This is a genomic window from Pseudomonas sp. PONIH3 (assembly GCF_002934345.1).
GTDB lineage: Bacteria > Pseudomonadota > Gammaproteobacteria > Pseudomonadales > Pseudomonadaceae > Aquipseudomonas > Aquipseudomonas soli.
On sequence record NZ_CP026386.1, the window covers coordinates 4,019,960 to 4,035,681 of the forward strand.

At 64.0% G+C, this 15,722-nt stretch carries 14 protein-coding genes; 13 read left to right on the forward strand and 1 reads right to left on the reverse strand.

Annotated elements, in window-relative coordinates; genetic code table 11:
- Nucleotides 1-39: 39 nt before the first annotated feature.
- A complete protein-coding gene (locus tag C3F42_RS18610; protein WP_104444730.1) occupies nt 40-1,206 on the reverse strand; it encodes an AAA family ATPase in 1,167 nt (388 codons plus the stop codon).
- 139 nt (nt 1,207-1,345) lie between these two features.
- Here C3F42_RS18610 and C3F42_RS18615 point away from each other — a divergent pair, with 139 nt between their 5' ends.
- From C3F42_RS18615 to C3F42_RS18675, 13 genes are all read left to right on the forward strand, one after another.
- Nucleotides 1,346-2,434: an efflux RND transporter periplasmic adaptor subunit gene (locus C3F42_RS18615; RefSeq protein ID WP_104444731.1), complete on the forward strand. Its 1,089-nt coding sequence runs from the start codon at nt 1,346-1,348 to the stop codon at nt 2,432-2,434.
- Nucleotides 2,431-3,498: an efflux RND transporter periplasmic adaptor subunit gene (locus tag C3F42_RS18620; protein WP_038707011.1), complete on the forward strand. Its 1,068-nt coding sequence runs from the start codon at nt 2,431-2,433 to the stop codon at nt 3,496-3,498. Before C3F42_RS18615 ends, C3F42_RS18620 begins: the two co-directional genes overlap by 4 nt.
- The gene (locus C3F42_RS18625) at nt 3,495-6,548 is read left to right on the forward strand and encodes an efflux RND transporter permease subunit (RefSeq protein WP_104444732.1); all 3,054 of its coding nucleotides are present in this window, start codon (nt 3,495-3,497) and stop codon (nt 6,546-6,548) included. Before C3F42_RS18620 ends, C3F42_RS18625 begins: the two co-directional genes overlap by 4 nt.
- A 189-nt stretch (nt 6,549-6,737) precedes the next feature.
- Nucleotides 6,738-6,920, forward strand: coding sequence for a sulfur starvation response protein OscA (gene oscA / locus C3F42_RS18630; RefSeq protein WP_003258557.1), 183 nt, complete (start codon nt 6,738-6,740; stop codon nt 6,918-6,920).
- 47 nt (nt 6,921-6,967) lie between these two features.
- On the forward strand, nt 6,968-7,975 hold the full coding sequence (locus tag C3F42_RS18635; RefSeq protein ID WP_031314766.1) for a sulfate ABC transporter substrate-binding protein: 1,008 nt from the start codon (nt 6,968-6,970) through the stop codon (nt 7,973-7,975).
- Between the two features lie 110 nt (nt 7,976-8,085).
- The gene (gene cysT / locus C3F42_RS18640) at nt 8,086-8,904 is read left to right on the forward strand and encodes a sulfate ABC transporter permease subunit CysT (RefSeq protein WP_023629656.1); all 819 of its coding nucleotides are present in this window, start codon (nt 8,086-8,088) and stop codon (nt 8,902-8,904) included.
- Between the two features lie 13 nt (nt 8,905-8,917).
- Nucleotides 8,918-9,790 carry a sulfate ABC transporter permease subunit CysW gene (cysW, locus tag C3F42_RS18645; protein ID WP_046853746.1) on the forward strand — a complete coding sequence of 291 codons (873 nt, stop codon included), beginning with the start codon at nt 8,918-8,920 and terminating at the stop codon, nt 9,788-9,790.
- 3 nt (nt 9,791-9,793) lie between these two features.
- A complete protein-coding gene (locus C3F42_RS18650; protein ID WP_008093195.1) occupies nt 9,794-10,783 on the forward strand; it encodes a sulfate/molybdate ABC transporter ATP-binding protein in 990 nt (329 codons plus the stop codon).
- Between the two features lie 293 nt (nt 10,784-11,076).
- Nucleotides 11,077-11,877, forward strand: a complete 801-nt coding sequence (locus C3F42_RS18655) for an energy transducer TonB (protein WP_094010959.1) — start codon at nt 11,077-11,079, stop codon at nt 11,875-11,877.
- 30 nt (nt 11,878-11,907) lie between these two features.
- Nucleotides 11,908-12,630, forward strand: a complete 723-nt coding sequence (locus C3F42_RS18660; RefSeq protein ID WP_038707008.1) for a MotA/TolQ/ExbB proton channel family protein — start codon at nt 11,908-11,910, stop codon at nt 12,628-12,630.
- Between the two features lies 1 nt (nt 12,631).
- Nucleotides 12,632-13,033, forward strand: coding sequence for a biopolymer transporter ExbD (locus tag C3F42_RS18665; protein WP_028688526.1), 402 nt, complete (start codon nt 12,632-12,634; stop codon nt 13,031-13,033).
- 243 nt (nt 13,034-13,276) lie between these two features.
- Nucleotides 13,277-14,482, forward strand: coding sequence for a site-specific integrase (locus C3F42_RS18670; protein ID WP_104444733.1), 1,206 nt, complete (start codon nt 13,277-13,279; stop codon nt 14,480-14,482).
- Nucleotides 14,479-15,543, forward strand: a complete 1,065-nt coding sequence (locus C3F42_RS18675) for a YhcG family protein (protein ID WP_104444734.1) — start codon at nt 14,479-14,481, stop codon at nt 15,541-15,543. Before C3F42_RS18670 ends, C3F42_RS18675 begins: the two co-directional genes overlap by 4 nt.
- The last annotated feature ends 179 nt before the right edge of the window (nt 15,544-15,722 follow it).

Genomic DNA, 15,722 nt, shown 5'->3' on the forward strand with positions numbered 1-15,722 from the left:
CATCGCCGGTGTGCCGATGCGCCTTGCCCCGCGGTCTTTTCAGCCTTGGTCCGGCCAGTTCCAGGCCGGTTCATCCAGCATCCCCTGCCCGACGATACCGGTCTGCCCCAAGGTCTTCTCCAGGTGGATCGAGTTACAGTCTTCATCCTCCTCCAGGGCCGCCACCAGCCGCGGCGCGTGCGACACCACCCAGACCTGACATTCTCGCGCCGCGCGGCGGATCAGGCGTGCCAGTGCCGGCAACAAGTCCGGATGCAGGCTGGTCTCCGGCTCGTTGAGCACCATCATGCTCGGTGGGCGCGGCGTGAGCAGGGCAGCCACCAGCAACAGGTAGCGCAAGGTCCCGTCGGACAGCTCGGCAGCGCTCAGCGGCCGCAACAGCCCGGCCTGGTGCAAGCGCAGGCCGAACAGGCCGCCGGGCTGGGCGTCGACCGCAAGCCGGGCGCCGGGAAAGGCGTCAGCCACTGCATCCTGCAGGGCCTGCAGGTCGCCGATCTCGTCGATGGTCTGCAGGGCGGCGGCGAGGTCGCGGCCATCGTGATGCAGCACCGGCGTGCGCGTTCCCAGCCGCGATTGTCGGGCGGGCGCTTCGGCATCGGTACGGAAATGGTCGTAGAAGCGCCAGCTGCGGATCTGCTCGCGCAGATGCGGCACCTCGGGGGAGCCCTGGAGACTGCCGACCTGGTCGAACAGGCTGTCGAACTCGGTCATGTGCTGGTGCAGCACCTGCCATTGGCGCCCGTCGCGGGCCTTGACCATCCCCGCGTTGCGCTGCACCAGCTGGCTGGCGGGTCGGCACAGGGGGCCGGCCCAGATCGTTTCCTGCTTGATCTGCGGGTCCAGGGCGAACTTCGACCGGCTGGGTTCGGGCAGGCCGAGGCTGATCGCGTAGCCGAAGTCTTCGCCGGCAAAGCCCATCTTCAGCCGCCGGGCTTGCTGGCGTGGCCCGCCTTCCACTGGCACCTCGCCATTGAGCATGCGCCGGGTGAGCTTCTCGGGGCCGGCCCAGAAGGTCGATTCCAGCCCGCCCTCGGCAGCCAGCGCGTTGACCACGCCGCCGCGCGCGGTCTCTGCCAGCAGGCGCAAGGCCTTGTACAGGTTGGACTTGCCACTGCCATTGGCTCCGGTAATCACGTTCAGCCGCCCCAGCGGCAGCGCCAGCTGGTTGATCGAGCGGTAGTTGGCAATGGCCAGGGTGGTGAGCATAGGCGGCATCCTTGAGCGGTCGGACGGCAGTATCGCCGATACCGCCTCGCTTTGTTGAACCCTGGCCAATGCCGTTTGTCGATCACTGATCTACGCTTTCAAACGCATCCCTTTTACCTGAGAGAAGCAAGGAGCCTGCATGACGCTAGAGCGTGCGCCGCTGGTCGTTTGCCTGGGGTTGCTTTCCCTGCTATCAGGCTGTGGCAAGGAGGAGGTTGGTCAGGTGCTGCCCCGGGTCGCGGTGCAACAGGTGCAGCCCACCGATTTTGCCGCCCGGGTCACCCTGACCGGTGACGTGCAGGCGCGGGTGCAGACGGATTTGTCGTTCCGCGTGGGCGGCAAGATCATCGCCCGCAGCGTCGATGTCGGTGACCATGTCAAGGCCAACCAGGTACTGGCGCGTCTTGACCCCAAAGACCTGCAGAACAACGTGGATTCGGCGAAGGCCGAGGTGTTCGCCGAACAGGCCCGGGTCGCCCAGACCAGCGCCGCGTTCGCGCGTCAGCAGAAGCTTCTGCCCAAGGGCTACACCAGCCAAAGCGAGTACGACTCCGCCGAGGCCGCGCTGCGTAGTAGCCAGAGCGCGCTCAAGGCCGCTCAGGCGCAATTGGCCAACGCCAACGAGCAATTGGGCTACACGGCATTGGTTGCCGAAGCCGACGGCGTTATCACTGCGCGTCAGGCCGAGGTCGGCCAGGTGGTACAGGCGACCATGCCGATCTTCAGCCTGGCCGTCGATGGCGACCGTGACGCGGTGTTCAATGTCTACGAATCGCTGCTGGTGGCGCCCAGCAGCGAGAGGGACTTGACGGTAAGCATGATCGACAACCCCACCATCACCGCCCAGGGACATGTGCGCGAGATCACCCCGACGGTCTCGGCCCAGAGTGGCACGGTGCAGGTCAAGGTGGCCCTGCGCGATGTGCCCAGGGGCATGGCCCTGGGCGCGCCGGTGACCGTTTCGGCCAGTGCACACGGCAAACCGAGCGTCGAGCTGCCCTGGTCTGCCCTGACCAAGGCGCTGAGCGAGCCCGCCGTGTGGGTGGTTAGCGAGGGTGACAAGGCGCAACTGCGCAAGGTCCAGGTGGCGCGCTACCTGACCGGCAAAGTGGTGATCAGCGAGGGTCTCGAGGCCGGTGAGGTGGTGGTGGTCAGTGGTGGCCAGCTGCTGAACCCAGGTATTCAGGTCGAAAAGGTCGACGCCAAAAGCGGGGGAGTCGCGCCATGAGGCCGTTGCTGCCGATATTGTCTGCCTGTGCGTTGCTGGCTGCCTGTGGCAACGAGGACGTCCAGCCCGAACCCGTGCGCCCGGTGCTGTCGACCGTGGTCGAGCCCCAGGTGCAAGCGCAGCTTGGGCGTTTTGCCGGCAACATCCAGGCACGTTTCGAGAGCACCTTGGGTTTCCGCGTGTCTGGCCGCATCGCTCGGCGCTGGCTGGATGTCGGGGCCCAGGTCAAGCCGGGCGACACCCTGGCGACCCTCGATCCGACCGACCAGCAGAACCAGCTGCGTGCCGCCGAAGGCGACCTTGCGCGGGTCCAGGCCCAGTGGATCAATGCCCAGGCCGATGCCCGCCGCCAGCAACAGCTGTATGACCGCGGGGTCGGCGCCCAAGCCCAGCTAGACATTGCCCAGACCAACCTGAAGACCACTGGCGCGTCACTGGAGCAGGCGCGCTCGGCGGTCAGCCAGGCCCGCGACCAGCTCGGCTACAGTACCCTGCGTACCGACCATGCCGCGGTGATCACGGCCTGGCAGGCCGAGGCCGGGCAGACCGTCAGCGCCGGCCAGGCCGTGGTCACACTGGCGCGCCCGGATGTGAAGGAAGCGGTGATCGACCTGCCGATCGCTTTGGCCGAACAATTGCGTCACGACCTCACCTTCACCGTCGCCTCGCAGCTCGACCCTAGCATCAACACCACCGCCACCTTGCGCGAGCTGGAGCCCCAGGCCGATGCCACCACCCGTACCCGCCGCGCCCGCCTGACCCTGGCCAGCACCCCGGACGCCTTCCACTTGGGGACTGCGATCAGCGTCACCTTGACCTCGGCGGTGACGCCGCGCAGCGAGTTGCCACGCTCCGCGCTGCTCGAACGCGATGGCAAAACCCAGGTGTGGGTAGTCGACCCGCAGGGCAAGACCGTGGCCACCCGTGACGTCACCCTGGCGGAGCGTGGTCCTGACAGCATCATCCTGTCCTCCGGTGTACAACCCGGCGAACGCGTCGTCACCGCCGGCGTCAACAGCCTCAAGCCTGGCCAGAAGGTCATATTCGACGAGGACGCACGATGAAAGGAAGCTTCAACCTCTCCGAATGGGCGCTCAAGCACCAGTCTTTCGTCTGGTACCTGATGTTCGTCGGGCTGCTGATGGGGGTGTTTTCCTACTTCAACCTGGGCCGGGAAGAGGATCCGTCCTTCACCATCAAGACCATGGTGATCCAGACACGTTGGCCGGGGGCGACCCAGGCCGAGACACTGAACCAGATCACCGATCGGATCGAGAAGAAACTTGAGGAGCTCGATTCGCTCGACTATGTGAAAAGCTATACCCGTCCCGGCGAATCCACGGTTTACGTGTATCTGCGCGATACCACCAAGGCCAGGGACATTCCAGCTATCTGGTACCAGGTGCGCAAGAAGATCCAGGACATCCGTGGCCAGTTTCCCCAGGGTGTGCAGGGGCCGGGCTTCAATGACGAGTTCGGCGATGTGTTCGGCTCGATCTATGCCTTCACCTCCGATGGCCTGACCTTGCGCCAGCTGCGCGACTATGTGGAGCTGGCCCGCGCCGAGGTGCGCGAGGTGCACAACATCGGCAAGATCGAGCTGATCGGCACCCAGGACGAAGTGCTCTACCTGAATTTCTCCACCCGCAAGCTGGCGGCCCTGGGCATCGACCAGCGGCAAGTCATGGAGGCGCTGAAATCGCAGAACGCGGTGACCCCTGCGGGGGTGATCGAAGCCGGCCCCGAGCGCATCTCGGTGCGCACCACAGGCCAGTTCGCCTCGGAGAAGGACCTGGAGACGGTCAACCTGCGCATCAACGACCGCTTCTTCCGCCTGGCCGATATCGCCGACATCGAGCGCGGCTACGTCGACCCGCCGTCACCGATCTTCCGCTACAACGGCCAGCCGGCCATCGGCCTGGCCATCGGCATGAAGGCCGGCGGCAACATCGAGGTGTTCGGCGCTGCACTGAAGAAGAAGAAGGATAGCATCGTCAGCGAACTGCCGGTCGGGGTCGGCGTACACACCGTGTCCGACCAGGCGGTGGTGGTCAAGCAGGCGGTTGGCGGCTTCACCAGTGCCTTGTTCGAAGCCGTGGTGATCGTGCTGGTGGTGAGTTTCGTCAGCCTGGGCGTGCGTGCCGGGCTGGTGGTGGCCTGCTCGATTCCGCTGGTGCTGGCCATGGTGTTCGTGTTCATGGAGTACAGCGACATCACCATGCAGCGGATTTCGCTGGGTGCGCTGATCATTGCCCTGGGCCTGCTGGTGGATGACGCGATGATCACCGTGGAGGTGATGGTCACGCGCCTGGAAATGGGTGAGACGAAAGAGCAGGCGGCGACCTTCGCCTACACCTCGACGGCCTTCCCCATGCTGACCGGAACCCTGGTGACCGTGGCCGGTTTCGTGCCGATCGGCCTCAATGCCAGCTCGGCCGGTGAATACACCTATACCTTGTTCGCGGTGATCGCCGTGGCGCTGCTGGTGTCGTGGGTGGTGGCGGTGTTCTTCGCCCCGGTGCTGGGCGTGCATATCCTCAGCAGCGAAAAGCTCAAGCCCCACGAGGCCGAACCTGGGCGGGTGGGCCGGGCGTTCGAGCATGGCCTGCTGTGGTGCATGCGCCACCGCTGGGTGACAGTGATCGGCACCATCGTGCTGTTCGCACTGTCGGTGGTGGGCATGCGCTTCGTACAGAACCAGTTCTTCCCATCCTCGGACCGCCCGGAGATCCTGGTCGATCTCGACCTGCCGCAGAACGCCTCGATCGAGGAAACGCGCAAGGTGGTGGATCGCCTGGAGGCGAAGATCAAGGACGACCCCGACCTGGTGCGCTGGAGCACTTACATCGGCCAGGGGGCGATTCGCTTCTACCTGCCCCTCGACCAGCAATTGCAGAACCCCTATTACGCCCAGCTGGTGATCGTCAGCAAGGGCTTCGAAGAGCGCCAGGGCATGATCGAGCGCCTGCAGAAACTGCTGCGCGAAGACTTCGTAGGCATCGGCAGCAACGTGCAGTCGCTGGAGATGGGCCCGCCGGTCGGCCGGCCGATCCAGTACCGGGTCAGCGGCAAGGACATCGACCAGGTGCGCCGCTATGCCATCGAACTGGCCACGGTGCTCGACAGCAACGAGCATATCGGCGACATGATGTACGACTGGAACGAGCCCGGTAAGGTGCTGCGCATCGAGATCGCCCAGGACAAGGCGCGTCAACTGGGGCTTTCGTCCGAAGACGTGGCCAATGTAATGAACAGCATCGTCAGCGGCGTGCCGGTCACCCAGGTCAACGACAACATCTACCTGGTCGACGTCATTGCCCGGGCCGAGGACAGCGAGCGGGGCTCCCCCGACACCCTGCAGAACCTGCAGATCGTCAGCCCCAGTGGTGTGTCCATCCCTCTGCTGGCGTTCGCCACCGTGCGTTACGAGCTGGAGCAGCCATTGGTGTGGCGGCGCGACCGCAAGCCGACCATCACCATCAAGGCCTCGGTGGTCGGCGATATCCAGCCGACCAACCTGGTGGCGCAACTCAAGCCGAAGATCGACGAATTCGCCGGCAAGCTGCCGCCCGGCTACGGCGTGGCCACCGGCGGTACGGTGGAGGAGAGCGGCAAGGCCCAGGGGCCGATCGCCGATGTCATTCCGTTGATGCTGTTCCTCATGGCGACCTTCCTGATGATCCAGCTGCACAGCGTGCAGAAGCTGTTCCTGGTGGTCAGCGTCGCGCCGCTGGGGCTGATCGGCGTGGTCCTGGCCCTGGTGCCCACGGGCACGCCCATGGGCTTCGTGGCGATCCTCGGCATCCTCGCCCTGGCCGGGATCATCATCCGTAACTCGGTGATCCTGGTGACCCAGATCGACGAATTCGAAGAGCAGGGCTACACCCCCTGGGACGCGGTGGTGGAGGCGACCAACCACCGCCGCCGGCCGATCCTGCTGACGGCGGCGGCGGCAAGCCTGGGCATGATCCCGATTGCCCGGGAAGTGTTCTGGGGGCCGATGGCCTACGCCATGATCGGCGGCATCATCAGTGCAACGCTGCTGACGCTGTTGTTCCTGCCGGCGCTGTACGTGGCCTGGTACAAGATCCGCGAGCCGGAAAAGACTTCCTGAGAACCACGCGCACCCTGTGGGAGCCGGCTTGCCAGCTCCCACAGGACTCAGTGTTCGCGCTAATGGTTATATAAAAATTCTTAAACAGTATTTTTAAGAATATCCGCGCCTCACTAGTATTGCCCTCAAGCCAGGCGCAAATCCCCTTCAAAACCTCTGCCCGGCTCCCTTACTCACAGGAGAACGAGCATGAGTGCATCTCTGCGCAGCATCGACGGTCAGGACGAAGCCACCATTCTGCGTGAAATCCAGAGTGCCCTGCGCGACCTGCGCTTTGGCGCGGTGGAGATCACCGTGCACAACGCCCAGGTGGTGCAGATCGAACGCAAGGAGAAGTTCCGCCTGCAGCAGCCCGGCAACAAGACCGGCTGACACCGCACCCCTTCAAAACTAGAAAAATGCCAATCGGGAGCTTCACCATGTCCATCCGCCGTTATGCGCTTGCCGCCCTGGCCAGTGCCGTTTTTGCCGGTTCCGCGATCGCCAAGGACTACGAATTGCTGAACGTGTCCTATGACCCGACCCGCGAGCTGTACCAGCAGTACAACGCCGAGTTCATCAAGCATTGGCAAGCCGCCAACCCCGGCGACAAGGTGAAGATCCAGCAGTCCCACGGCGGTTCGGGCAAGCAGGGCCGCGCGGTCATCGACGGCCTGCGCGCCGACGTGGTGACCCTGGCCCTGGCCGGCGACATCGACGAGATCGCCAAGCTCGGCAAGACCCTGCCGGAGGACTGGCAGAAGCGCCTGCCGGACGCCAGCACGCCGTACACCTCGACCATCGTGTTCCTGGTACGCAAGGGCAACCCGAAAGGCATCAAGGACTGGGGCGACCTGATCAAGAAAGACGTCTCGGTGATCACGCCCAATCCAAAGACCTCCGGCGGCGCCCGCTGGAACTTCCTCGCCGCCTGGGCCTACGGCCTGAAGACCGGCGGCAGTGAAGACAAGGCCAAGGCCTACGTGCAGGAGCTGTTCAAGCACGTGCCGGTGCTCGATACCGGCGCGCGTGGCTCGACCATCACCTTCGTCAACAACGGCCAGGGCGATGTGCTGCTGGCGTGGGAAAACGAAGCCTTCCTGGCGCTGAAGGAAGACGGTGGCAGCGACAAGTTCGAGATCGTCGTCCCATCGCTGTCGATCCTGGCCGAGCCACCGGTGGCGGTGGTCGACAAGAACGCCGAGAAGAAGGGCAACGAGAAGATCGCCGAGGAATACCTCAAGCATCTGTACAGCCCGGCTGGCCAGAAGATCGCTGCACAAAACTTCTACCGTCCGCGTGACGCGAAGGTCGCCGCCGAATTCGGCAAGCAGTTCCCGAAACTGGACCTGGTGACCATCGACAAGGACTTCGGTGGCTGGAAGACTGCGCAGCCGAAGTTCTTCAACGATGGCGGTGTGTTCGACCAGATTTATCAGGCACAGTGATCGGCAATGAACAAGCGGGGCTGCGCAGCAGCCCCACAAACAAAACCCTTCAGTAGCCTGCACCGGCCCGGGATGACTCCCGGGCTTCGTGCGTTCAACCAGGGACCTTTATGTCACGTCGCATTTCCCCCGTCATACCCGGCTTCGGGCTGACGCTGGGCTACACCTTGGTGTACCTCAGCCTGATCGTGCTGATACCGCTGGCGGCCATGTTCATCCATGCCTCGCAGCTCACCTGGGAGCAGTTCTGGAACATCGTCAGCGCGCCGCGGGTCATCGCCGCGCTGAAGCTGAGTTTCGGCACCGCCCTGTTCGCCGCCATCATCAACGGCGTGATCGGCACCCTGCTGGCCTGGGTGCTGGTGCGCTACACCTTCCCCGGGCGCAAGGTCATCGACGCGATGATCGACCTGCCGTTCGCCCTGCCCACCGCCGTGGCCGGCATTGCCTTGACCGCCTTGTACGCCCCTGCGGGCTGGGTTGGTCAGTTCGCCACGGATCTTGGTTTCAAGATCGCCTACACCCCACTGGGCATCACCCTGGCGCTGACGTTCGTCACCCTGCCGTTCGTGGTGCGCACGGTGCAGCCAGTGCTGGCTGACATCCCGCGTGAGGTGGAAGAGGCTGCCGCCTGCCTGGGCGCGAAGCCTTTGCAGGTGTTCCGCCATGTACTGGCTCCGGCGTTGCTGCCAGCGTGGCTGACCGGCTTCGCCCTGGCCTTTGCCCGTGGCGTTGGCGAGTACGGTTCGGTGATCTTCATCGCCGGCAACATGCCGATGAAGACCGAGATCCTGCCGTTGCTGATCATGGTCAAGCTCGACCAGTACGACTACACCGGCGCCACTGCCATCGGCGTGTTGATGCTGGTGGTTTCCTTCATCCTGCTGCTGCTGATCAACTTGCTGCAGCGGCGCATCGAAACCCCTTGAAGGAGGCCCGCTAATGTCTTCATCAACCCTTGGCGCGACCGCCGCCGCCAACGCCGCCCGGCGTGGCAGTGCCACTTCGCGCCGCGTGCTGATCACCCTGGCCTGGATCGTCTTTGCGCTGTTCCTGGCGCTGCCGCTGGTGATCGTGGTGTCCCAAGCCCTGAAAAACGGCTTCGGCACCTTCTTCGAGGCGATCTTCGAGGCCGATGCCTTGTCTGCGCTCAAGCTCACCCTGCTGGCGGTGGCCATTTCGGTGCCGCTGAACCTGCTGTTCGGGGTCAGTGCCGCCTGGTGCGTGAGCAAGTACAGCTTCCGTGGCAAAAGTATCCTGGTGACCCTGATCGACCTGCCGTTCTCGGTGTCACCGGTGATCGCCGGCCTGGTCTACGTGCTGATGTTCGGCGCCCAGGGCCTGTTCGGCCCGTGGCTGCAGGACCACGATATCCAAATCGTCTTCGCCCTGCCGGGCATCGTCCTGGCGACCATCTTCGTCACCGTGCCGTTCGTCGCCCGTGAACTGATCCCGCTGATGCAGGAGCAGGGCACCCAGGAAGAGGAGGCCGCGCGCCTGCTCGGGGCCAACGGCTGGCAGATGTTCTGGCACGTCACGCTGCCGAACATCAAATGGGGCCTGATCTACGGCGTGGTGCTGTGCACCGCACGGGCCATGGGCGAGTTCGGCGCGGTATCGGTGGTCTCCGGGCATATCCGTGGCGTCACCAACACCTTGCCGCTGCACGTGGAGATCCTCTACAACGAGTACAACCATGTCGCGGCCTTCAGCGTGGCCAGCCTGCTGCTGATCCTGGCGCTCTTCATCCTGCTGCTCAAGCAGTGGAGCGAGAACCGTATTAACCGCCTGCGCCACAGCGCCGCGGAGGAATGATTCATGTCGATCGAAGTTCGTAACGTCAGCAAGCGCTTCAACAGCTTCCAGGCCCTGGACAACATCAACCTGGACATCCACAGCGGCGAGCTGGTTGCCCTGCTGGGCCCGTCGGGCTGCGGCAAGACCACCCTGCTGCGCATCATCGCCGGCCTGGAAACCCCGGATGACGGCAGCATCGTGTTCCATGGTGAGGACGTGTCCGGGCACGACGTGCGTGATCGCAACGTCGGCTTCGTGTTCCAGCACTACGCGCTGTTCCGCCATATGAGCGTGTTCGACAACGTCGCCTTCGGCCTGCGCATGAAACCCAAGGGCGAGCGCCCGAGTGAGAGCAAGATCGCCGAGAAGGTCCACGAGCTGCTGAACATGGTGCAGCTCGACTGGTTGTCCGATCGCTACCCCGAGCAGCTGTCCGGTGGCCAGCGCCAGCGTATCGCCCTGGCCCGTGCCCTGGCGGTGGAGCCCAAGGTATTGCTGCTCGACGAGCCGTTCGGGGCGCTGGATGCCAAGGTGCGCAAGGAACTGCGCCGCTGGTTGGCGCGGCTGCACGAAGACATCAACCTGACCTCGGTATTCGTTACCCACGACCAGGAAGAGGCCATGGAAGTTGCCGACCGCATCGTGGTGATGAACAAGGGCGTGATCGAGCAGATCGGCTCGCCGGGCGAGGTGTACGAGAAACCGGCCAACGACTTTGTCTACCACTTCCTTGGTGACTCCAACCGCCTGGCGCTCAGCGAAGGCCACCACGTGCTGTTCCGTCCGCACGAGGTGTCGCTGTCGCGCCATGAGACCGAAGGCCACCATGCCGCCGAGGTCCGCGATATCCGCCCGTTGGGCGCGACCACCCGGGTTACCTTGAAGGTGGAAGGGCAAAGCGAGCTGATCGAGGCCGAAGTGGTCAAGGATCATGACAGCCTGACCGGGTTGGCGCGGGGGGAGACGTTGTTCTTCCGGCCGAAGGTGTGGCAGAAGGTGGCGGATATCTGAACTACTGGATGTGAATGAAGAACCCGGGCCTGGTCCCGGGTTTTTTGTTACCTGGCGGACGCAATCGCGGGGCAGTTGCCCACATGCCATTCGAGCATTTTTTTCATGCCTTCCAGGCATGTCGAACACCCGACCCGGCTAGAGGTCGCTGGTGCCAAGGCTTGCAGCGGACCGGACAAAATCGATAGCAAAAAAAGCTATAACAATAAATTTAAACATTCCTTCATGGCCTAAGCCCCTGCCGTCGATGATTCAGCCACACACCTGAATCAACACCCCAGGAGTTTCTAGCAATGGGTAATGTCCAGTCGGCCGTCAGGGCCTTTGAGCAGCCTTGGCACCCGGCATCGGGCGACCTGGTCGAGCTCGGACGCACGCTACGCCTGCCGCTTGGCCAGTTACGCCTGCAACGCACGCCACTGAGCGGCCTCAAACGACGCGACAAGCTGGCGTTGGTGCTGCTGGTGCTGGCCCTGCACGGTGCCGTCGCCTACTGGATCAACCAGGCACCGACCCCGGCGTTGCCCATCGTTCCGCCGCAGATTCCGCCCATGACCATCGAGTTCGCCGCGCCCGCGCCGCCGGTCGTCGAGCTGCCGCCGCCAGCCCCGGCAGCGCCTGTGGTCGAACCGCCACCGCCGGTGATCGACGAGTTGGCTGCCAAGCCAAAGCCCAAGCCGAAAGTCTTGCCCAAACCTGTGGCCAAGCCACAGCCAAAACCGCAGCCGAAACCGAAACCGGTCGAGGCGCCGCCACCCACGCCGACGCCCGTGGCCGCGCCGGCTCCGCCTGCGCCACCCGCCCCGGCCCCGGTGACGCCAGCCTCGGCCAACGCCGCCTACCTCAAGAACCCGGCGCCGGAATATCCGCAGATGGCCCAGCGCCGTGGCTGGGAGGGCACCGTGCTGCTGCGCGTCGAGGTGCTGCCCAGTGGCAAGCCAGGGCAGATCCAGATCCAGAAAAGCAGTGGTCGCGACGCTCTGGACGCCGCCGCGCTAGCCGCGGTGAAACGCTGGAGCTTCGTCCCGGCCAAGCAGGGCGAGGTGGCCCAGGTGGGTTGGGTCAGCGTACCGATCGATTTCAAGCTTCGTTAACTTGCGAGCGCACACAGGAAGGACTTCATCATGAGCTTGTTGGCATCTCCCCTCGAATCCGTTGAAGGCGCGGTCATCTGGCTGCTGGTCGGCTTCTCCGTCGCCACCTGGGCGTTGGCCCTGGTCAAGGTCGTGCAGTTCGTGCGCCTGAAGAACCAGGACAAGCGCTTCCACCAGCAGTTCTGGGCCGCGTCCAGCCTCGACTCTGCCGCGGAGCCGGCCCACGATCTGCCAGGCCCGGCTGCCCGTGTCGCCCAGGCGGGATTCGCGGCGATCGCGGTTGGCGAGCCTGGTCACGCTAACGATTTGAGCCAGGCCATCAACCACCAGGACCGCCTGGAGCGCGCCCTGCGCCAGCAGATCGTTCGCGAGCGTCGTTCGCTGGAAACCGGCCTGGCGGTGGTGGCCAGTATCGGCAGCACTTCACCCTTCATCGGCCTGTTCGGCACGGTGTGGGGCATCATGGAAGCGCTCAAGGGCATCAGCGCGGCGGGCTCGGCGAGTTTGGAGACCGTGGCGGGGCCGATCGGTGCCGCACTGGTGGCCACCGGCGTGGGTATCGCCGTCGCGGTGCCGGCGGTGCTGGTCTACAACTACTTCCTCCGTCGCCTCAAGCTGACCGCCGCCGACCTCGACGACTTCGCCCACGACTTCTACAGCCTGGCGCAGAAGAGTGCCTTCCGCGTGCTGGTGCATCCGGCGGTGCAGCGCCAGCACACCGGCTTCACCCAACCTGTGAAGGAGGCGTCCTGACATGGCCTTCTCGACCCAGGACAGCGATGAAGTGTTGAGTGAAATCAACGTCACGCCGTTGGTGGACGTCATGCTGGTGCTGTTGGTGGTGTTCATCGTCACCGCGCCGTTGCTGACCAACGCCATCCCTATCAACCTGCCCAAGACCGAGGCCGTGGCACCGGTGGAGCAGAAGGACCCGCTGGTAGTGAGCATCGACGGCAGCGGCAAGCTGTTCATCAACAAGGACGAGATCCAGCCCGACCTGCTGGAGACCAACCTCAAGGCTGCCAAGGACAAGGACGCCGAGCTGCGTGTGCAGTTGCAGGCCGACGATGGTGTGAACTACGGCGAGGTCGCCCGGGCGATGGCGGCGATCGAGCGTGCCGGGATCAGCAAGCTGGCGGTGATCACCGCGCGCTGACCGGCGATACCTTCTTCAGGCAAGTGCTTAGGGGCCATTTTCCTTGGCAGGGGATGGCCCTTTTTTTATTTCACGATGACTCCAGCACCGAAATTCGCTGGACTGCGCTCAGACCCGATACAGCAGGTTTATCAATAACTTAGCTGTGTCCATCATATGCCGGTGCTTTCTGAAACCCGACCCGGCTTCCGCCCGCTTGGCCCCCATGTGGCTCTTGGAAACGGGTCTTTCCGAGGAGTCATCATGGCTAAGATCAAGCTCACCAAAACCGCCGTGGATGCGGCGCAACCCCAGGCGCAGGCCGTCGAACTGCGGGATACCGTGGTACCCGGCTTCCTATGCAAGATCACTCCGGCGGGCCGCAAGGTGTTCATGCTCCAGTACCGGACGAACACCGGGGAGCGCCGCAAGCCCGCCCTAGGCTTGTTCGGCGAACTGACCGTGGAGCAGGCCCGCGTGATGGCGCAGGACTGGCTGGCCGAGGTTCGCCGGGGCGGCGACCCCGGCGGGGCCAAGGCCGAGGCGCGCAAAGCGCCCACGATGGCCGAGTTGTGCGAGAAGTTCATGGAGGACTACTCCAAGAAGCGCAACAAGCCGAGCACGCAGGAAGGCTATCAGGCCGTCATCGACCGCAACATCGTCCCGCTGTTGGGCCGCAAGAAGGTTCAGGATGTGAAGCGCCCCGACATTGCTGGGCTGATGGAGAAGCTGGCCTACAAGCCGGCCGATGCGAATCACACCTTCGGCGTGCTGCGCAAGATGTTCAACATGGCCGAAGTTTGGGGCTTCCGCCCGGACGGCACCAATCCCTGCCGGCATGTCCCCATGTTCCCCGCAGGCAAGGCCACTCGCCTCATCAATGACGAGGAAATGACGCGAATCTTCCGCCACCTGGAGCACTTGGAGGCCGAAGGGCTGGAGAACTACGTCATTCCTCTGGCGATCCGGCTGCAATTCGAGTTCGCCGGCCGCCGCTCCGAAATCTGCGCGCTCGAATGGGATTGGATCGACTTGGAGAACCGGCGCGTGGTGTGGCCGGACAGCAAGACCGGCGGCATGTCCAAGCCCTTGAGCGAAGAAGCCCACCGGCTGCTTTCAACCGCGCCGCGCCGGCAGGGCTGCCCCTATGTCCTGCCGTCGCCCAAAGACCCGGCCAAGCACCTGACCTATGGCGAGCACTACGGCGGCTGGAGCCGGGCGCTCAAAGCGGCTAACGTGCCGCACGTCGGCACGCACGGCATCCGCCACCGCTCGGCGACCGACATTGCCAATTCCGGCATCCCGGTCAAGGTTGGCATGGTGCTGACGGCACACAAGACCGTGGCGATGTTCATGCGCTACGTCCACACCGAGGATAAGCCGGTGCGGGAAGCGGCCGAACTGGTGGCAAGCCGGCGCAAGACGATCACCGGCACCAAACGTCCCCTTGCTGCGGAGGCGACGACATGACCAGGCGCAAGGCATCCATTGCGTCACCCGCAGGGTCGATGGCGCTGCTGGGCGACATTCGGGCACTGATCGAGGCATCGCGCCAGCGCGTCGCCTCGACGGTCAATGCCGAGCTGACCCTGCTGTTCTGGCAGATCGGCCAGCGCATCCATACGGAGGTGCTGGCCGGGCAGCGGGCCGGGTACGGCGAGGAAATCCTGCCGACCCTGGCCGAGCAGCTTGCGCGCGACTATGGGCGGGGCTTTGGGGAGAAGAACCTGCGCCGGATGGTCAAATTCGCCGCCACGTTCCCCGAGGAACCAATTGTCGCGACACTGTCGCGACAATTGAGCTGGTCACATTTCGTCCTGCTGCTGGCACTCAAGGAACCGCTCCAGCGGGACTACTACGCGCAGATGGCAGGTACCGAACGCTGGAGCGTGCGGACGATGCGCGAGCGCATCGACTCGATGCTGTATGAGCGCACTGCGCTGTCCCAAAAGCCGGAAGAAACCATCGCGCAGGAGCTGGCGACCCTGCGCGACGCGCAGCGCATGACACCGGCGCTGGTCATGCGCGACCCGTACATCCTCGACTTCCTGGGCTTGCGGGATAGCTGGCAGGAAAGCGACCTGGAGGCGGCCATCATCCGCGAAATGGAAGCCTTCCTGCTGGAGCTGGGCGCGGGCTTTTGCTTCGTCGCGCGGCAGAAACGCATTCAGATTGACGACGAGGATTTCCACCTTGACCTGCTGTTCTACAACCGCAAGCTGCGGCGGCTGGTGGCGGTGGAGTTGAAGATCGGCGAGTTCAAGGCGGCCCACAAGGGGCAGATGGAGCTTTACCTGCGCTGGCTGGACAAGCACGAGCGCGAGCCGGAAGAAGCCTCACCGTTGGGGATCATCCTTTGCACCGGCAAGAAACGCGAGCAGATCGAATTGCTGGAACTGGACAAGTCGGGCATCCACGTTGCCGAGTACCTGACAGCCTTGCCGCCGAGGGGCGTGTTGGTTGAGCAACTACAACGGGCAACTCAGCGGGCAAAGTTACAGATGGAACAGCGAGAAGCGGGGAACGATTAGCCTTGTATCAAACAGACTGGTTTCTCAACGTGCCGCTCCAGCTATCTGCTCGCATCTCGCCTCCACTCTCGCGCTACCATATTAGTAAGAATTCTGATCCTTCGCAGGCCAATCATCTACTGATACAGCGGCTCAAGGGAACGCTGCTGGTGGTAAAGCGCGATGGTCTACTCAGGGCT